At 53.7% G+C, this 17414-nt stretch carries 14 protein-coding genes; 6 read left to right on the forward strand and 8 right to left on the reverse strand.

Annotated features, from left to right (window positions below; translation table 11 throughout):
* Positions 1-18: 18 nt before the first annotated feature.
* Entirely contained in the window at positions 19-1323 is a 1305-nt protein-coding gene (locus BQ5456_RS03860) for a TrpB-like pyridoxal phosphate-dependent enzyme (RefSeq protein WP_071128839.1), read from the reverse strand.
* Between the two features lie 333 nt (positions 1324-1656).
* On the opposite strand from BQ5456_RS03860, the gene BQ5456_RS03865 reads away from it, so the two are divergent.
* The 3 genes from BQ5456_RS03865 to BQ5456_RS03875 all read left to right on the forward strand — a co-directional run bounded on the left by BQ5456_RS03865 (position 1657) and on the right by BQ5456_RS03875 (position 4422).
* Entirely contained in the window at positions 1657-2679 is a 1023-nt protein-coding gene (locus BQ5456_RS03865) for a methionine ABC transporter ATP-binding protein (protein ID WP_083378344.1), read from the forward strand.
* Positions 2676-3416 carry a methionine ABC transporter permease gene (locus BQ5456_RS03870; protein ID WP_071128840.1) on the forward strand — a complete coding sequence of 247 codons (741 nt, stop codon included), beginning with the start codon at positions 2676-2678 and terminating at the stop codon, positions 3414-3416. Before BQ5456_RS03865 ends, BQ5456_RS03870 begins: the two co-directional genes overlap by 4 nt.
* 181 nt (positions 3417-3597) lie before the next feature.
* Positions 3598-4422, forward strand: a complete 825-nt coding sequence (locus BQ5456_RS03875; RefSeq protein ID WP_071128841.1) for a MetQ/NlpA family ABC transporter substrate-binding protein — start codon at positions 3598-3600, stop codon at positions 4420-4422.
* Between the two features lie 174 nt (positions 4423-4596).
* Here the strand turns inward: BQ5456_RS03875 and BQ5456_RS03880 are convergent, their stop codons facing one another.
* The 3 genes from BQ5456_RS03880 to BQ5456_RS03890 form a co-directional block, all read right to left on the reverse strand.
* Positions 4597-5067, reverse strand: coding sequence for a PTS sugar transporter subunit IIA (locus BQ5456_RS03880; protein ID WP_071128842.1), 471 nt, complete (start codon positions 5065-5067; stop codon positions 4597-4599).
* A gap of 41 nt (positions 5068-5108) precedes the next feature.
* The gene (locus BQ5456_RS03885; RefSeq protein ID WP_071128843.1) at positions 5109-6143 is read right to left on the reverse strand and encodes a LacI family DNA-binding transcriptional regulator; all 1035 of its coding nucleotides are present in this window, start codon (positions 6141-6143) and stop codon (positions 5109-5111) included.
* A 252-nt stretch (positions 6144-6395) separates the two neighbouring features.
* Positions 6396-7262 (reverse strand): sugar phosphate isomerase/epimerase family protein, encoded by an 867-nt coding sequence (locus BQ5456_RS03890; RefSeq protein WP_071128844.1) that lies wholly within the window; start codon positions 7260-7262, stop codon positions 6396-6398.
* Between the two features lie 410 nt (positions 7263-7672).
* Here BQ5456_RS03890 and pdxS point away from each other — a divergent pair, with 410 nt between their 5' ends.
* Both pdxS and pdxT read left to right on the forward strand, forming a co-directional pair.
* Positions 7673-8587: a pyridoxal 5'-phosphate synthase lyase subunit PdxS gene (gene pdxS, locus BQ5456_RS03895; protein WP_071128845.1), complete on the forward strand. Its 915-nt coding sequence runs from the start codon at positions 7673-7675 to the stop codon at positions 8585-8587.
* Positions 8588-8630: 43 nt separating this feature from the next.
* Positions 8631-9200 carry a pyridoxal 5'-phosphate synthase glutaminase subunit PdxT gene (gene pdxT, locus BQ5456_RS03900; RefSeq protein WP_071128846.1) on the forward strand — a complete coding sequence of 190 codons (570 nt, stop codon included), beginning with the start codon at positions 8631-8633 and terminating at the stop codon, positions 9198-9200.
* Positions 9201-9216: 16 nt separating this feature from the next.
* Here the strand turns inward: pdxT and BQ5456_RS03905 are convergent, their stop codons facing one another.
* Both BQ5456_RS03905 and tadA read right to left on the reverse strand, forming a co-directional pair.
* Positions 9217-10719, reverse strand: coding sequence for a CoA-acylating methylmalonate-semialdehyde dehydrogenase (locus BQ5456_RS03905; RefSeq protein WP_071128847.1), 1503 nt, complete (start codon positions 10717-10719; stop codon positions 9217-9219).
* Positions 10720-11179: 460 nt separating this feature from the next.
* Positions 11180-11758 (reverse strand): tRNA adenosine(34) deaminase TadA, encoded by a 579-nt coding sequence (gene tadA, locus BQ5456_RS03910; RefSeq protein WP_235858529.1) that lies wholly within the window; start codon positions 11756-11758, stop codon positions 11180-11182.
* Positions 11759-11842: 84 nt separating this feature from the next.
* Here tadA and pgm point away from each other — a divergent pair, with 84 nt between their 5' ends.
* Positions 11843-13513, forward strand: a complete 1671-nt coding sequence (pgm, locus tag BQ5456_RS03915) for a phosphoglucomutase (alpha-D-glucose-1,6-bisphosphate-dependent) (RefSeq protein WP_071128848.1) — start codon at positions 11843-11845, stop codon at positions 13511-13513.
* Between the two features lie 434 nt (positions 13514-13947).
* On the opposite strand, the gene BQ5456_RS03925 is transcribed toward pgm, so the two are convergent.
* Together BQ5456_RS03925 and BQ5456_RS03935 are read right to left on the reverse strand one after the other, a co-directional pair.
* Positions 13948-16125: an ATP-dependent helicase C-terminal domain-containing protein gene (locus BQ5456_RS03925; protein WP_143037017.1), complete on the reverse strand. Its 2178-nt coding sequence runs from the start codon at positions 16123-16125 to the stop codon at positions 13948-13950.
* Positions 16126-16531: 406 nt separating this feature from the next.
* Positions 16532-17413, reverse strand: coding sequence for a hypothetical protein (locus BQ5456_RS03935; protein WP_071128852.1), 882 nt, complete (start codon positions 17411-17413; stop codon positions 16532-16534).
* Between the last annotated feature and the right edge of the window lies 1 nt (position 17414).

The raw sequence follows: 17414 nt of genomic DNA on the forward strand, positions 1-17414 counted from the left end.
CCTCTACCGAAAGTTCAGTTACTTCTCTAGCACCTGGTGGTAGGCCGCCAAATCTAGTACCCCGTTACCAGACAGTCCGATCAAGAGTACCTGGCCGTCACGAGCCTCCCCGGAGCGAATGAAGTCCAGCGCGCCGGCTACCGCGTGAGTAGATTCGGGGGCGGGAATAATCCCCTCGGCGCGAGCGAACTCGAGGCCGGCCGCAAAGGTTTCTTCTTGCGGATAGGCGCGCGCTTCCATCAATCCCAGGTGGTAGGCGTGCGAAACCATCGGCGCCATCCCGTGATAACGCAGACCACCAGCATGAATCGGATCCGGAACGAACTCGTGCCCCAGGGTGTACATCTTCATTAGCGGCGTCAGCCCCGACATATCCCCGAAGTCGTAGCGGTATTCGCCTTGCGTCAGCGAGGGGCAGGCAGCCGGTTCACAGGCCACTACCCGCGCATTCTTGCCTTCGCGCAGATTCTCGCCGATGAAGGGAGTAGCCAGACCGCCCAGGTTAGAGCCGCCTCCGGCACACCCGAAAATGAAGTCCGCGCCGGATTCGCCGGCTTTCGCCAGTTGGGCTTGCGATTCCAGCCCGATTACCGTCTGGTGGATAATCACCTGATTCATTACCGAGCCCAAAGCGTAGTGCGCCTGCGGATCCGAAACTGCAGATTCCACTGCCTCCGAAATTGCCATCCCTAGAGAACCGGAGGTATCGGGGTTTTCGGCTTGGATCCGGCGGCCTGCCTCGGTGCGATCGGAGGGCGAACTCCAACATTTTGCGCCGTAAGTCTCCATCTGCATGCGCCGATAGGGTTTTTGATCATAGGAGGAACGTACCTGCCAAACTTCACATTCCATTCCCAGCATGGCGCAGGCCATCGCCAGGGAGGCACCCCACTGCCCAGCCCCAGTCTCGGTGGTGAGCCGTTTAATCCCGGCCACCGCGTTGTAATAAGCCTGCGCTAACGCCGAGTTGGGCTTATGGGAACCGGCCGGTGAATTACCTTCATATTTGTAGTAGATACGACATTTAGTACCTAATTTTTGCTCAAGGTTGTGGGCACGATAAAGCGGTGCGGGACGGAAATTGGTATAGAGTTCCCGGACCCGCTGGGGAATCTCGATATAGCGTTCCTTACTCATCTCTAGTTCGATGAGACCGGGAGCAAATAGCGGTTCCAAGTCTTTCGCGGTGATTGGCTCCCGGGTCTGCGGATTCAGGTAGGGAGGCATCGGCTCCGGGAAATCCGCAGCCAGGTTGTACCAGCGAGAAGGGATGTGGCTATCGATTGGAAATCCTAAAGGCTGGATTCTTGGGTTATCAGTCATCTTTTGCTCCTCAATGAAATATCACTTCTATTAATACAGTTTCCGCTGGCGGGAGACAAAAAAATACCCGCCACTTGGCGGGTTCTACAAATGCCTGAAAGAAAGGACCCGCCTAGGCGAGCCACCACCACTGAATCGATTTGATCGCTGTTTCTTCCATACCCTCATGCTAACGAAAACGTGAGAGCAACTACAAGCCGTCTCAAAAATTGACGTTTTGCTTTTCGGGGCTTTAATCTGAACATAGCCATCAAGAGCAGTGCAGAGACCTGGCTCGCGCGCTGCAGCAACCGATAAGACGGTGCTAATGCCAGGACCGATGGGAAGGAACTTATGAGCAACGCTAAAGCGGAAAATCCGCTGATTGAGCTGCGGGACGTCTATAAAATTTATCCCCGCAAAAAGCAGGACAAACTGCACGCCCTCGACGGCATCTCCCTAAAAATTGGTGCCGGAGAAATCCACGGTATCGTGGGGCAATCGGGCGCCGGAAAATCTACGCTGATTCGTTGCCTAACTGCCTTGGAGCATCCAACTTCCGGGGAAATCCTGGTGGCAGGACAAAATCTTTCCACCCTTTCTGAAAAGCATTTGCGCGAGGCACGCCGCTCTATCGGGATGGTATTCCAGGCAGCTAATCTGCTGGATTCGCGTACTGCCGCCGGGAATATTGCCTACCCCCTGTATTTGGCAGGGCAAAAACGCGGAGATCGCCACGAGCGGGTGCAAAGACTCCTGGATTTGGTGGGACTGCATGACCGGGGTTCCTCTTATCCTTCTCAGCTTTCCGGGGGGCAACAGCAGCGAGTAGGGGTCGCCCGGGCGCTGGCCGATGAGCCGCAAGTGTTACTGTGCGATGAGCCCACCAGCGCTTTGGATACTGAATCCACTCAACAGATTCTGCATTTAATTAAGGATGTGCATGACCGTCTGGGTGTAACCGTGGTGATTATTACCCACGAGATGAGCGTAGTCCGCGAGATTTGCACCCACGTTACCTTGCTGGAGGGCGGAAAGATTGTGCAGACCGGTTCGGTGGAGGACGTGGTTAAGGATCCTTCCTCGCGGCTGGCAAAAGACTTGGTTCCGCCCCCCAATGTTGACAATGAAGTAACTTTAGACGGCGAGCCCGCCTCGGTAGTGGATATTGCTTTCACCTCCTCGCCGGGCGTGCCCACCGGGTCGAAAGTTATGGATTTGGTAGCCAGCCTGGGCGGCGATATTGTGGCCGGAACTTTTGAAACCGTGGGAACTACGCAGGTTGGTCGCCTGGCTCTAGGTGTTAAAACCGCGGAACTGGACGGCTTTCTTCGGGAACTGGAAAATCATCACATCTATACGGAGGTGCGCTCATGAGTATTATCGCTACTACCTCACAGGTTGTGACCATGATGCCCATGTCTGCGGATGCTTCCAGCAGATGGTTTTCCAATCCGGTGATTACTAATAATCTGCTGGAGGCCACTTTAGAAACCATCTATATGTCGATTTGGTCGGGATTATTCTCAATCCTGCTGGGATTGCCTATCGGTCTGCTGTTGGTGGCTACCGCTCCCGCGGGGCTACTTTCAGGTTCTAAAGTCGCGCGGGTCCTCTATGCGGTGCTGGGATTTATCGTGAATGTGGGGCGTTCCCTACCCTTCGTCATTTTGATGATTTCGATTCTTCCTTTTACTCGCCTACTGGTAGGCACCACTTTGGGGTGGAAAGCGGCGGTAGTGCCGTTAACCCTGGCGGCCGCGCCGTTCTTTGCCCGCCTGGTAGAATCCAATGTGCAAGGGGTAGAAAGTGGCAAACTAGAGGCCGCGAAAATGGCCGGTGCCTCTAACTGGCAGATCATGATGGGGGTGCAGGTGCGCGAGGCACTACCCGCCCTAATCCAGTCAGTTACCGTTACTTTGATTTCGCTGATTGGTTACGGCGCAATGGCCGGCACTTTAGGTACCGGAGGCCTGGGCGCTCTTGCCATAAACTATGGTTACAACCAGTTTATGGGTGACGTGATGCTAATCGTGGTTATCGACATCCTGTTGATTGTAGTCATCGTACAGTGGCTAGGCGATATGCTTAGCCGGCTGGTAGATCACCGTTAAGGGAAAACCAGCCGGAGATTCTTACCGCTCTTAGCGGTTTTCGGTAAAACTTTTTATTCCCTGGCACCATGCTAGCTAGCTGGGGAAGGCTCTGTTCTCGTCCGCTTGGTAGACGCCGGCGAGGACGGGCAAGAAAACTTTGTAAACTACCTAAAAAACAACCAATTAAAAGGAAAAGAAAATGAAAACTTGGAAGAAAATTGTGGCCGCAGCGGGAGCTGCTGGCTTAGCCCTTAGTCTGGCTGCTTGCGGCGGTAGCTCCGCTGGTGACAACAATAAACTGATCGTAGGGGCTTCCCCTGATCCGCATGCGAAGATTTTGCGTTACGTAGCCGATAACTTGGCTAAAAAGCAGGGCATCGAGTTAGAAGTCAAAGAGTACACCGACTACGTCCAACCGAATGAAGCCCTGAATTCTGGGGATCTGGATGCCAACTATTATCAGACGGTTCCCTACTTCGATGATCAGACCACCAAGAACAATTGGCAGTTCGATCACGGCAAGGGAATCCACCTAGAGCCACTAGGAATTTATTCCGAAAAGCTGAAAGATATTAAGGAGCTGCAGGACGGCGCCAAGATTGGGATTATCAACGACCCCACTAACCAGGCTCGTGCCCTAAAACTACTGGCTGACAATGGTTTAATTAAGTTACCGAAGGATGAAAAACAGCAGAAGGTATCGGTAATTGCCAAGTCTAAAGAATACAATCCGCGCGGCTTTGAGCTGCCTGAGGTGGAAGGTCCGCAGTTAGTGCGCGCCCTAGCTGACCTGGATATCGCGGTGATCAACGGTAACTTTGCTCAACTTGGAGGCAAAAAGCCCTCTGAAGCCTTGATCTTGGAATCTACCAAGAATAATCCTGCGCTAAATATTTTGGTTTGGAAGAAGGATTCCGAAAAAGTGGAAGCGATTAAGAAGCTGGACGCTTTGCTGCACTCTCCGGAAGTCAAGGCGTTCATCGAAAAGGAGTGGGCGGATAAGGCAGTACTCCCTGGTTTTTAATCCGACCCACCTGGTGATATTGAAAATCTAATCGCCTGAAATCTTAGGGGCGGGTTCGAAGAAAATCTTCGAACCCGCCCCTTTTTATGTTTTCAAGTGCTTAGGGTCTTTAACTTGCAGTTACCTATGGCAACGAGAATAACTGTCAGATTGTCAAGGTATTACTGCGCACAGTTATTTGCGTAAAGTTACCTGACAAAGCGGGGTTCCTGCCTGCACCAATCCAGGAGTAAAATCCAGCGTTTCCACTTGATCACGTCCGATAAAAACCACCGGGGTAATCGAATCTTTTTCTAACGCGAGCAACCTTGGGATATCAACCTCGACTATCGGCTGCCCGGCGCTGACCTGCTCACCCTGGGCGCACAACAGCTTAAAGCCTTCGCCCTTAAGCCCCACTGTCTCTAGACCCACGTGTACCAGCACTTCTAGGGCGCCTACCTCGCCTACCAAAGCGAAAGCATGCCCAGTGTTAAAAAGTTTTACGATTTTTCCCGCCACCGGAGCCAAGACTGGCTGTACCTGCGGTAAAGGACGAATCGCCACGCCCTCCCCCATCATTTTCTGGGAAAAAACTGGATCTGGAACCGCAGTTACGGGGACAACTTCACCGCTTAGGGGAGCTAATATCGGAAGGACTGTCATCAGCTACCTCTAGGTTTTCTCCAGGACAAACGACCAAGTTTTCAGGCGGTCTTGCGCACAATTAGACGGGTTTCCACTTGGCGTTCGCTGACGTCCCATTTCTTGGCATAGTTTTCTTCATCCAAAAAGAACTCTATGTGTTCTACCACGCGCTCAACTGCTAGTCTTGCCAGCTGTTCCCGATTTTGCCGCACGGTAGTTAGTTCCACATAAGGCTCAGCGGCAATCGGGGTGTCATCGAAACCAACTACCGCAACTTCCTGCGGGATTTTGATACCTTCTTGCCACATTCGAATCATGAATCCTTGGGCACATAGGTCGTTAAAACACATCACTGCACGTGGTAGCTCCCTGTCCCCCCTGCTGACCTGGTGCAATATCTCGTCAGCGACGCGCGCCCCATCACCCGGATTTTGTCCGCCCTGATAGATACGATTTGCTACACTTTCGCTGGACGATAACCCCGATTCTTTAAGGCAGCGGCGAAATGCGGCTTCCCGCACCCGGGCGTTAGCCTGATTGTCGCCACAAATATGCACAATGTCGCCAAGACCCTGCTTTTGTAAATACTGGAAACCCTCCTCAATTCCTAAGGCATCATTGGACACCACGGCGTCAACATTCTTTGACCCAGATTCTTGACACAGGGTAATCAGCGGTATGGTAGATGCAACTTTTTCTAAATACTCACCGGAGAGTTTTGTACCGATAAGAATTATTCCTTCACAGCGGTCTTGCAGCAGGGATTCGATGCAATCCATTTCGCTGCGCAGCCCCACGCAACCCGCCGCTACCAAGCGATACCCTTGTTTTTCAGCGTAACGATAGAGCGGATCCATCAGCGAGGTTTGGAACTCTTGCTCCATATAATAAACCACACCCAGCAAATAGCTGCGGTCTAGACGGATGAGGGCGGCCTGCCGGTCAGGACGATATCCCATCTCAAAAGCGGCGCGCTGAATCTCAGCGCGCCTCTTTTCCGAAACTCCGGGTCGTCCGGACAACGCAACGGACACCGTAGAAATGGCGGCTCCCACTTCCTTGGCAACATCGGAGATAGTTATTTTTTGTTTCATAGCGTTGCTCTTAGATTATCGCTAAATAACTGGCTACCGCTAAAAAACGCAACGGTTGAAATCCAATTGGGAATAAGCCGATAGCTAACTAAAACACACCTAAAATCCGTCCGAGTATTCACAGGTAAAAGTATAGTTAACGTTATCTTTTTACAGTTGGTTTTAGAGGAACACTTTCCCTGAAGTAAGGTTTTCCGAGGACGCCACCTGCGCCCTCGAAAAACCAAATCCTGCGTTCTTTACGCGATAAAGCTACTGTCCGAACTCGCTCTTTACCCGGGCAATCATCTTCTTATTGATTTCGTCAGCGCGGTCATGCCAACCGAATACACACAGAGATAATACCCCATCGAAGTTCATATCCCGCAAGGTGCCAAACAGCTCGTCCCAGGGAACTTCACCCATACCGATTTCATTGTGCTGGTGTACCCGGGCGTCAACTCCCGGAGGATTAATTACGTAGCGGTTACCATCGAACGCCTTGTGGTTATAAACATCAGCAATATGTACCTCTTTCAGCAGGTCACCGGCAGAGCGCAGCATCCGCTCTACGTCTCCCTTGCCGTCTGAAAGATGGAAGGTATGCGGGGCGCAGTACTCATAGCCAATCCAGGGCTTATTGACTCCGCGAATCAAGTTGATGGCGGGATCGTGAAGCTCCACGAAGTCATAGGGGTGAGCCTCCATGTTCAGCTGAATCCCATATTTTTCAAAATCGGGAGTCAGCTCTTCAATCGACTTGTACCACTGATGCTCGCAACGCCGGGGAGTGTTGGGATCCCCGGAAAATTCAGAAACAATTTCGCGCACGTCTAGCTGATCGGCAATCTCCAGCAGCCGCCGCCAGTTACGCACCTGGGCTTGCCGCTCTTCCTCATCAACACACGCCCAGTTAAACACCGGATTCAAAGTGGCAATCTTGACCCCGGATTCTTTTTGCGCCTTGTTAAGCTCCGCCACATAAGCGTCATCAGCTTTGGGGTAGTGATGCCAGAAGTGAAAATCTGCTGCCGGAGACAGTTCCACGTAATCAAAACCCAGCTCCCGAGCTTTATGTAGGGTTTGCGGAACCGACATAAACCAGTAATACATATTGGGGTCGAGGGCAATCTTGACCATTATTCATTCCTTATACTTGGCGGTGACTTTATTTCTCAGAGCGGTTTTCGAGGTTTCTCCCGCAGGCAGCAGCCTCTTTGCTCCGCTCATTTTACTGGATATCCTCAGTTTAGCCGAAACGTTTCGTTATATCGAGACTTTGCCGAGGTTTCCCTTTTCAGACTTTGCTACTGCCAAAGTCTGTCCACCTTTATTTAACACGTGTTAAATCAGGCTGTCAAGAGTGTTGCTAATTTAATTTTTATCGCGTCAAGAAACGCCTCTAGTCTGCTCTTGTTCGCTAGATGAGTGTTTGCCCAAAAAAATACCTATTTCCCTAAGTTAGTTTGTAAAGTAGATGTCTAGAGGGCAAAATGCGTCGCCTAGCGCCGCCAACCCAGAAGGTCAGTCACAGAAAGAAGGAACGGAAAATGGAAACCGGCAACGCTTCCAGCGTCCAGGAATCAAACGACCCGAAAGAACGGGTGGCGCTGAATCGCCAACTAGCACAAATGCTAAAAGGGGGCGTGATTATGGACGTCACCACCCCAGAGCAGGCGCGTATTGCAGAGGACGCCGGCGCGGCGGCGGTGATGGCACTAGAACGTATCCCCGCCGATATCCGGGCAGCGGGTGGCGTTTCCCGGATGAGCGACCCGGCAATGATCAAGGGAATTCAAGAAGCGGTTTCGATTCCGGTAATGGCAAAGTGCCGAATCGGGCATTTCGTAGAAGCCCAGCTGCTAGAGGCCATCGAAATCGACTATATCGATGAATCGGAAGTACTCTCTCCCGCCGACAACATCTACCATATTGATAAAACCCAGTTCAAAGTGCCTTTCGTATGCGGGGCGCGCAACCTGGGTGAAGCGCTGCGGCGTATCGGCGAGGGCGCAACTATGATCCGTACTAAGGGCGAGCCGGGAACCGGTGACGTTGTGCAGGCAGTTACCCATATGCGCGAGATGAATGCCGAGATTCGCCGGGTTTCAAACCTGCGCGAAGATGAACTTTTTGAAGCCGCCAAGCAACTAGAGGTGCCACTATCACTACTCAAAGAGGTACACGATTCCTCGCGCCTGCCGGTAGTAAACTTCGCCGCGGGCGGGGTGGCCACCCCGGCAGACGCAGCTTTGATGATGCAGCTAGGCGCCGAGGGCGTGTTCGTAGGCTCCGGTATTTTCAAGTCCGGTAACCCCGCCAAACGCGCCGCCGCCATCGTCAAGGCGGTCACTAACTTCAAAGACGCGAAGCTGATCGCGCAGCTGTCCGAAAACTTAGGTGAAGCCATGGTGGGGATTAACGAAAGCGAAATCGACCTGCTAATGGCAGAGCGCGGAAAGTAACCCCCCCCCCCCCAAAAAAAACAGAAACGGTCAGTAAGGACAGATGGAAAAAGTTGGCGTCCTCGCAGTTCAAGGGGCATTCATTGAGCATGAACAGTGCCTAGAGGCTCTGGGGACTCAGGTAGTTGAATTGCGGGAAGCCGCCGATTTGCGCAGCGGGTTTAACCGCCTGGTGCTGCCGGGCGGAGAATCCACGGTGCAATCAAAACTGCTGATTGAACTGGGGATGGCGGACCGGCTACGGGAAATGATTACCGCCGGGATGCCGGTGCTGGGTACTTGCGCGGGACTAATTTTGCTGGCCAAGCGGATTATGGGTAAGCGTAGCGTGGATCGCACCGCGCTCGGCACCTTGGACGTTACCGTGGAACGCAATGCTTATGGACGCCAACTCGGTTCTTTTAATACCCGAGCTGACTTTGCGGGCATGGAAGATCTGCCGATGACCTTTATTCGAGCTCCGCGGATTAGCGAAGTGGGACCGGGAGTGGAAGAACTCGGACGAGTAAATGGACTAATTGTGGGAGCGCGAGCCGCCAATCAAATCGGGGTTACTTTTCACCCCGAACTGACCGGCGACCCGCGCCTGCATCAAATGTTCTTGAACCTATAGGTTCCTTTAGCTACCTTTAGCCTTCCTCGCGCTGGAAGCTCATAGTGGCTTCATAGTGTCCGGATTCGCTCGGCCAGCGGGTAGTAATCGCCTTGGCTTTGGTATAGAACTTCACGCCCTCGGGGCCGTGGATATGAGTGTCACCCAGTAGCGAGTCTTTCCAGCCACCGAAGGAGTAGTAGGCAACCGGAGTCGGAATCGGGACGTTAACGCCCACCATTCCGGCCTCAACATCGAGAGTGAACTTGCGCGCTACCCCGCCGTCATTGGTGAAGATGGCAGAGCCATTACCGAAGGGAGAGGAATTAACGATTTCGATAGCTTCCTCATAGGTTTCAGCGCGGGTAATTACCAGCACCGGACCAAAGATTTCCTCGTAATAGGCGGGCGCATCTTTGGGGCAGTTATCGATAATGGTGGGCCCTACGAAGTAGCCGTTGGGGTAACCTTCCGGCCGGAATCCGCGACCATCACGCACAATAGTCGCACCGCGTTCTTCAGCGTCAGTAATCAGACCTTCGATGCGTTCCTGCGCTTTCTTGTCAATCACCGGTCCCATCTCACAGCCCTCAACCATGCCTTGATCCACGTGAATCTGGTCAGCGTGGGCTTTAACTTTCTCGGCTAGTTTCTCACCAGCGCTTCCCACAGCTACTACCACCGGTAGCGCCATGCAGCGTTCCCCAGCCGCTCCGAAAGCCGCTGCCGAAATATGTTTGGCGGCGAAATCGATATCCGCATCCGGCATCACGATGGCGTGGTTGTTTGCCCCGCCCAGAGCCTGGACGCGTTTGCCGTGAGCAACCCCGGTGTTCTGCACGATATGAGCAACCGGAGTAGAACCCACAAACGAAATCGCATCAATTCCGGGGTGTTCCAGAATCGAGGTAACCAGGTTACGGTTACCGGTCAATACCTGGTAAATCCCGTCCGGCAGCCCCGCTTGCTTGTAGAGTTCGCCGGTAAAGAGGGCAGCGGAAGGAGTGGAGGACGCGGGCTTAATAATAATGGCATTACCAGTAGCGATAGCCAAGGGGTGCATCCACATGGGCACCATTGCCGGGAAGTTGAACGGGCAAATCCCCGCTACTACTCCCACCGGCTGCCGCACGGTGTAAATATCAACGCCAGTCGAAATCTGGTAGGAATATTCACCCTTCATATTGGCGTTAATTCCGCAAGCATAGTCGAGGGTTTCCCGTCCGCGCTGAATCTCGCCAATCGCGTCCGAGTAGTTCTTACCGTGCTCCTGGACGATTAGCCGTGCCATCTTGTCTTGGTTTTCCAAAACCAGGTGGCGCATCTTGAACATGATGTCTACGCGTTTTGCGAGCGAAAGTTTTGCCCACTCTTTTTGCGCTTTTTTGGCAATCGCTACTGCGTGATCCAAATCTTCGCTCGATGCGGAGGGAACCGTAGCTACGACCTCTCCTAGCGCTGGATCTTCAATATCGATGTGTCCTGCAGGTTTCCCCTGTGCGTATTCACCGTTAATCCAATGCTGCAACTGTTTTACCATTGTCAGTTTCTCCTCAGAATGTTGCTGACCTTATCGCCGGTCATGCCAGGTTGTAGGCATCCCCTTTGATTAACCAAATTGTCCTTACAATAGCCACTATAGTCGACCTAAGTCCCAGACACAAGGACACACTTGTTTGAGCGTCCTCAAAGTTTCAATTGAATGGCAGTCTTTAGAAAATAGAGTTGCGCCGCCCTCAAAAACTACTAGAGCCCTGGCAAATGCGCCCTCCCCTAGCAGTACGACGCCGTCCTCGCCCAAGGAATCCTAAACTTCTTTTCCGCCCGTTAGCATGGCTTTAGAGGAAAGTCATTTAAGCTGATAAGCCTCATTTTCATTTGTCCTATCTTCCTGTTTGCCGGAGAGTTATCTTCCTGTTTGCCGGAATTTGGAATTTTCGAGGAGGGAGTGCAGCAAGTGCAGGGCTCGAACGTGACGGGGCGCGGCGAACGGCAGCGCCCTAGCGGCGGCGAGCAAAGAAGTCCTTTAGTTGCGCGGAACATTCCTGCTCTAGTACCCCACCGATTACTTCAATACGGTGATTTAGGCGGCTATCGCGCAGGACATCACGGACAGAGCCCGCAGCTCCCGCTTTGTCATCCCAAGCACCGAACACTACCCGCGAAACCCGGGCATTCACCAGGGCTCCGGCACACATAGTGCAAGGTTCCAGGTTGACCACCAAGGTGGTGCCGGTGAGTCGCCAAGCACCCAGGCGGCGCGCTCCTTGCCGCAAAGCCATAATCTCTGCGTGAGCCGTGGGATCAAAAGGATAGGTTTCACGCTGGTTAAAGCCGCGCCCAATGATTTCCCAGTCTCCCAGGTAGGGAGGGGAATCACTCTCGGAAGTGGGCGCGCCCTCGCCCGCGGAAGCCAGCGCACCCTCGCCGGTAAAAATATCAGCATTCCGGACGCCAATTGGCGCCAAATTTTCGCTGCGGGGCGCGAGCAAAAGCGCCCCCACCGGCACATCTGCCTGCTTTTGCGCACAGGTAGCCAAATCCATAGCGTGGCGCATTACCTCGTCAAAGCGATTCATGCCCTCAATTTACCTGGCATTTTGCACTGATAAAACCTGGTGCTTTTTGCAGACAAAAAGGGAAATAAGTGAAAGACTGAATACATGTTTGAAAGAGCCGGGCAAAAAGCCAAACCAGAAGATTTAATCAATGTCGATGACCTCCTAGCCGCCTACTATGACCTGGAGCCAGACCCCAACGAGCCTAGCCAACGGGTCAGTTTCGGCACCTCGGGACACCGCGGCAGCGCCTTCGACCACGCATTTAACGAAGCCCATATCGTGGCCATCACCCAGGCGATTGTGGAATACCGCCGCAACCAGGGAATTAACGGACCACTATTTATGGGGCGTGACACCCACGCCCTTTCGGAGCCTGCCCACCGCAGCGCCCTGGAAGTGCTGGTAGCTAACGGGGTGGACGTGCGGATAGATTCGCGCAACTCCTACGTACCCACCCCGGCAGTATCCTTAGCGATCCTGCAGGCAAATGGGGCTCCTGGCAAGGTGCGCACCTCGGGCGCGGATGTGGCCGACGGGATTGTAATCACCCCGTCACACAACCCACCGCGCGATGGCGGATTCAAATACAATCCCCCCACTGGCGGCCCGGCAGACGTGGATGCTACCGGCTGGATCGCCGATCGCGCTAACCAGATTCTCCAGGACGGCTGGCGCAATGTTCCGCGTTCTACTCTGGCAGATCTAACTCGCGCCGACTGTGTCCACCCCCATGATTATCTGCATGAATACGTAGATGCGCTGCCCAGCGTTATCGACTTGGATGCGATTCGCTCTGCGGGAGTACGTATCGGCGCAGATCCCTTAGGCGGAGCTTCCGTGGACTATTGGGGGATGATTGCTGAGCGTCACGACCTAAACCTGACGGTAGTTAACCCGGATGTGGATCCCGCCTTCAGTTTCATGACCTTGGATTGGGATGGAAAGATCCGAATGGACTGCTCCTCCCCTTATGCGATGGCTTCGCTACGGGAAAAGATGGCACCGGACGAGGACGGGGTTACGCCTTTCGATATTGCTACCGGTAACGATGCAGATTCGGATCGCCACGGGATTGTCACCCCGGATGGACTAATGAACCCCAACCATTACCTGGCAGTCGCTATCGAATACCTGTACACCCACCGGCCGGAGTGGGGCGAGGGTTGCGGAGTTGGGAAGACCTTGGTTTCCTCCTCGCTAATCGACCGGGTGGTTGCCCATATGGGGCGCAAACTGGTGGAAGTGCCAGTGGGCTTTAAGTATTTCGTGCCGGGATTACTCTCCGGAACTATCGGTTTCGGGGGCGAGGAATCCGCCGGTGCCTCTTTCTTACGCAAAGATGGGTCTGTCTGGACAACCGATAAAGACGGCATTATTTTGGCGCTACTAGCTTCCGAAATCCTGGCGGTAACCGGAACTTCTCCCTCGCAGCTGCATAAACAGCAGGTGGAACGTTTCGGGGCTTCCAGTTATAAGCGTTTCGAGGCCGCCGCCACCCCGGAGCAGAAAGCTAAACTCAAGAAACTTTCTTCCGAGGACGTAACCGCCGAGAAACTCGCCGGGGAAGAGATTACCGACAAACTGGTGCGCGCCCCCGGTAATGACGCTGAAATCGGTGGACTGAAAGTAGTCACTAAGGACGCCTGGTTTGCGGCGCGTCCCTCGGGTACCGAAGATATCTACAAGATTTACGCGGAGTCCTTCCAGGGCGACCAGCACGTTGATCAAGTGATTTCCGAAGCGCAAGAGGTAGTAGGCGCCGCCCTCTCGTAATCGACTCTAGCCCTTTGTTTTCCGATCCACTGCGGGCTTATTCTCGTCCGGGCGGAGATTACTTTTGTCTCCCGCCGACCGTAAGCGTTGGGGGGCTAGGTTTTTCCTCCCGCCCAAGAATTCGGTAAATACCAAAGGTATTTACCGAATTCTTATGCCCACCGCGCCCACTCGGATAAAACCTAGCCCCACCCCGCAACAACTCTGCGCGGATACACCTGATTTACTGCGCAAACTTACTACTATTCCCGCAAAACGGTAAGGGTGAGGATTACTTTTTGTCGATCAGGTTAGGCGGGCGTAAGAACTTGGGTAATACCTCGGGTATTACCCAAGTTCTTTGGGCGGGAGACAAAAGTAATCCTCACCCTTATTTAGGGAGGAAAAATCTAGGTTCCGCCCCTACTAAGGGAGATAAAAAGTAATCGGCACTTTTAACGGCGGGAGCGGAGTTGACGGTTGGTGGCGGCAGTGGCGAGGGCGGCGCGGGGATCTTCCGGCCAAGGATGCTTGCGGTATCTGCCCCGCATTTCCGCTCGTACCTGCGGATAAACTTCATCCCAGAAGTGAGCCAAGTCGGTCACTAACGCCAGCGGGCGACCTGCCGGTGACAGCATCTCCATCGCCAGATCGACTTGACCTCCCAGGATTTTTGGCGCGGACTGCAGTCCAAAGAACTCTTGTAGTTTCGCCTGTACCCGAGGCGGGCCGCTGCTGATATCGTTTGGATAGCTAATAGCGGCGCGCCGGCCAGAAGGAAGTAAAAACTCGCTGGGTGCCTCTTGATCCAAGGTGCGCCGAGTGTCATAGTCGAGTACCCCCTCCAACCAGGTTGTTACCGGGGCGTTTGCAGCGTTTTTACCGTCTGCAAAATAGCTAATCAATACCTGCCAGAAGCGGGGATTATCGTATAAATCCTGGTCACTAACCGGGGGGATAACCGGCAAATAGTTTGACCCCCAACGCAGGCGGGCACGTAAGCGAGTGGCTTTAGGGTTCCAAGTCAGAAAATCTAGCCCCACCCGCTGATATTCGGCTTCGAGGACGCGCTCAGGTTCCCGGATTATCGTTTTTTGACGCTGCAGAGGGATTTCTCCTAGACACCGTTGCTTCCAAGCAACGATTTTTCCGTCCCGAAATTCTGCAAAATACTTTTCTTGTTTTAGATGACTTCCCAGTTCTAACGCCAGTTCCTCGGTGAGGGGCACGGCTAAACGAATCAGGTCGTCACCGCCTTGACGCAACCCGATTTCTGCAATCGCCAGCCATTTACTGGTGGATAAAGAACTGTCATTGTCTAGGCGAGCCGCTCCCGAACCAGAAAGCTGATACACCCCGTCGTTACTGGTTAGACGCCCTATTTGATCGGGGAAAGCCATCCCTACCACTAATCCAACGCTTAAATCGCCTGCGAGTTTTTGAAAATTAGCTGGTGCACTTGCAGCTTGGCTATTCGCGCTGCCTTGCCCTAGCCGCCCACCCCTAGCAGACAACGACGACATAAAGTTCTCGCTAACAGTATCAATACCTTGATAACGCCGCGCCAATTTTTCAAAACGGCTGCGCTCAGTGCGATAAGTTCTATCTCCTTGGCGCTCCGCGCGGCGAATCGCAGCCCATAAATCACCGTCTGGGCTGCGTAAATCCGTCTGTAAAGCCGCCACTACCTGGGCGGCGCGGCGCTCACCCACCAGACGCGCCCCCAAAATCAAGGCGCGTGCCAGGCGGGGGTGAGCGGGAATTTGTACCAATTGGCGTCCAAAAGCGGTAATCCGGCAATCATTATCTAAAGCGCCGAGTGCCTGCAAATCCTTCTCCGCCTGCTGCCAGGCAGCAGGCGGAGGGGAAGTAGGCAGCGCCAGAACTTTCAGATCGGTTTGCCCCCAATCCGCCAGCTGCAAATAGGTCTGGGCAAGGTCACTCCGCAGGATTTCCGGCTGCGTATCGGGTTCCATACGCGCATAAGTTTGCTGGTCATAGCCGCGAATCACAAATCCGGGTCCCAGGCGTGCGGCGCGTCCTGCGCGTTGAGTTGCCGCGGCTCGCGAGCAACTCAAAGTGCTCAATCCCCCGGCATTTCCACGCAGACGGCGACTGGGAACCCGCGATAATCCGCTGTCAATCACCTGGCGAACCCCGGGAACTGTCAGTGCCGATTCTGCCACCGAAGTGGTCACAATAATCCTGCCCTCCCCGGGCTTAAGGGCGTCCCCACTAGTGGAAGAAGCACCCTGGGACAGCACTTTTGCCTGCTCGCGGGCAGATAGCTGCCCGTGCAGGGTCATGATTCGCTCCGGATAACTAGCGCGGGATCGCAATGCGGAGGCAATCGCCTCTACATCCGCGATTGCGGGAGCAAACAGCAAAGTGTCAGCCTGTATGCGATGTTTTAACGCCAAATCAGCCAAATAGTAGCGAAACTCTAGGGAAGTTCCCCGCTCACTAATCCGCCGCACCCGCGCTGGCGGCGGCGCGAACACTTCTTGCAGAGGAAAAAGTTTGCCCTCCGCCTCTAAAACGGGGGTATCTTCCCCTAAAACCTTGCGGAACAGTTCACTATCTAAAGTCGCCGACATCACCACTATTCGCAGCTCCGGGCGTAACTGAGACAAAGACGTCGGATTTGATAACTGCTGCGTGAGCGTAAGAACCCCTGTTGAGCAGGGGCTTCGTTGCTCCAGGCGTGAGCTCAGTGAGTTGTCTTTCCTTTTGCGTCTCACCTCCGAGTAATCCTCTTGCTCGATCTATGCCCCACTCTGCGGCAGAGGGGGTGTGATTTTTGCCTTCCGTTAGCGGGTACCACTCAAAGGGGGCAACGCTCATCCTACATCGGGCCAGCGGACTTCATAGGTCAGACTGACTCTACCGAGCTGCTCTTCAACCCGTCCGCCAACGTACCAAGGGAAGGCCTGCTGCGCCCCTTCCGCACCAATTGAGATAACCGAGATGAGCGTCTGGAGGACGATGATGCCGGCCCTGATGAGTAGCAGAGCCGGCATTGGGAGTGGAAGTTATTTGCTAGGCTACGTCCCTTCGACACAGAAGAGAGATACCCAGAGACGCGCAAACCACCAGCCAGCAAATTATGAAAATGAAAGCGACTAAGCCTGAATGCAGCGTGTTAACCCCGGGCGAAGACAGGAGGCTAAGCACTTCAGTTCTGTCTAAAGCTGCCGGAAGTGAACCAATATTCCCAGTCAAGGTGAACCCGTGCAAGACTTTGAAGAAGCCAGAAGAGCCGGACAACATTCCAATGCCAAGCGTTTCAATGCCGAAGGTCCAGCCAAGACCGAGCATCACAGCACCCAATATCGACCTGGTCAGATACCCGAATAGAGACCCCAAGACTGCATATGAGAAGAGCCCGAGAGTCGTGGCACCAAGGCCTAACACCGTTCCGCCGAAATCAAAGCCGAACCCCGCACCTCGGATAGCAGTGAAAATAGTGGAGCAAATAGCCGCTGCAATAAAAGAACACAAGGCCATAACCAAGGAGACGACCGCCATGGTGACCAATCGGCTAACTCCAAGCCACCAGCGCTTGGGGATTCTTGCCAACAGGATACCCAAGGTCCTTGACTCGTAGTCACTGCAGACCAGGATGGCTCCCACTGTCACGCCAACGGGAATGCCGTAAAGAGGGACAGAAGCAGTCACGTATTCACCCAACACCGACAGCTCGAGGCCTGCCTGTAGAGCTTCAGCAGCTTCGGGCCCGATGGCATCGGTCGCGGTGTGGTAGACGATGTACGGAATTACATAAGCAAAAATCACGATCTGGAGAACCCAGATGAGCACAGCTATCCGAATCGCCGGTCTAAGGGTCGCCGCTTTCACATCTGTGCGAATGATCTGCCATAAATCTGTTGACGAGCTTTTCTGGACACTAACAGTACTCATT

This window comes from Varibaculum massiliense, assembly GCF_900106855.1.
Taxonomy (GTDB): domain Bacteria; phylum Actinomycetota; class Actinomycetes; order Actinomycetales; family Actinomycetaceae; genus Varibaculum; species Varibaculum massiliense.

Bases quoted from the DNA above. Each gene is read 5' to 3' on its own strand.
- pdxS (WP_071128845.1), top strand. From the start codon at position 7,673: ATGGAAACCGGCAACGCTTCCAGCGTCCAGGAATCAAACGACCCGAAA.
- BQ5456_RS03885 (WP_071128843.1), bottom strand. From the start codon at position 6,143: ATGAAACAAAAAATAACTATCTCCGATGTTGCCAAGGAAGTGGGAGCC.
- tadA (WP_235858529.1), bottom strand. From the start codon at position 11,758: ATGAATCGCTTTGACGAGGTAATGCGCCACGCTATGGATTTGGCTACC.
- BQ5456_RS03880 (WP_071128842.1), bottom strand. From the start codon at position 5,067: ATGACAGTCCTTCCGATATTAGCTCCCCTAAGCGGTGAAGTTGTCCCC.
- BQ5456_RS03870 (WP_071128840.1), top strand. From the start codon at position 2,676: ATGAGTATTATCGCTACTACCTCACAGGTTGTGACCATGATGCCCATG.
- BQ5456_RS03875 (WP_071128841.1), top strand. From the start codon at position 3,598: ATGAAAACTTGGAAGAAAATTGTGGCCGCAGCGGGAGCTGCTGGCTTA.
- BQ5456_RS03865 (WP_083378344.1), top strand. From the start codon at position 1,657: ATGAGCAACGCTAAAGCGGAAAATCCGCTGATTGAGCTGCGGGACGTC.
- BQ5456_RS03905 (WP_071128847.1), bottom strand. From the start codon at position 10,719: ATGGTAAAACAGTTGCAGCATTGGATTAACGGTGAATACGCACAGGGG.
- BQ5456_RS03860 (WP_071128839.1), bottom strand. From the start codon at position 1,323: ATGACTGATAACCCAAGAATCCAGCCTTTAGGATTTCCAATCGATAGC.
- pdxT (WP_071128846.1), top strand. From the start codon at position 8,631: ATGGAAAAAGTTGGCGTCCTCGCAGTTCAAGGGGCATTCATTGAGCAT.
- BQ5456_RS03935 (WP_071128852.1), bottom strand. From the start codon at position 17,413: ATGAGTACTGTTAGTGTCCAGAAAAGCTCGTCAACAGATTTATGGCAG.
- BQ5456_RS03890 (WP_071128844.1), bottom strand. From the start codon at position 7,262: ATGGTCAAGATTGCCCTCGACCCCAATATGTATTACTGGTTTATGTCG.
- pgm (WP_071128848.1), top strand. From the start codon at position 11,843: ATGTTTGAAAGAGCCGGGCAAAAAGCCAAACCAGAAGATTTAATCAAT.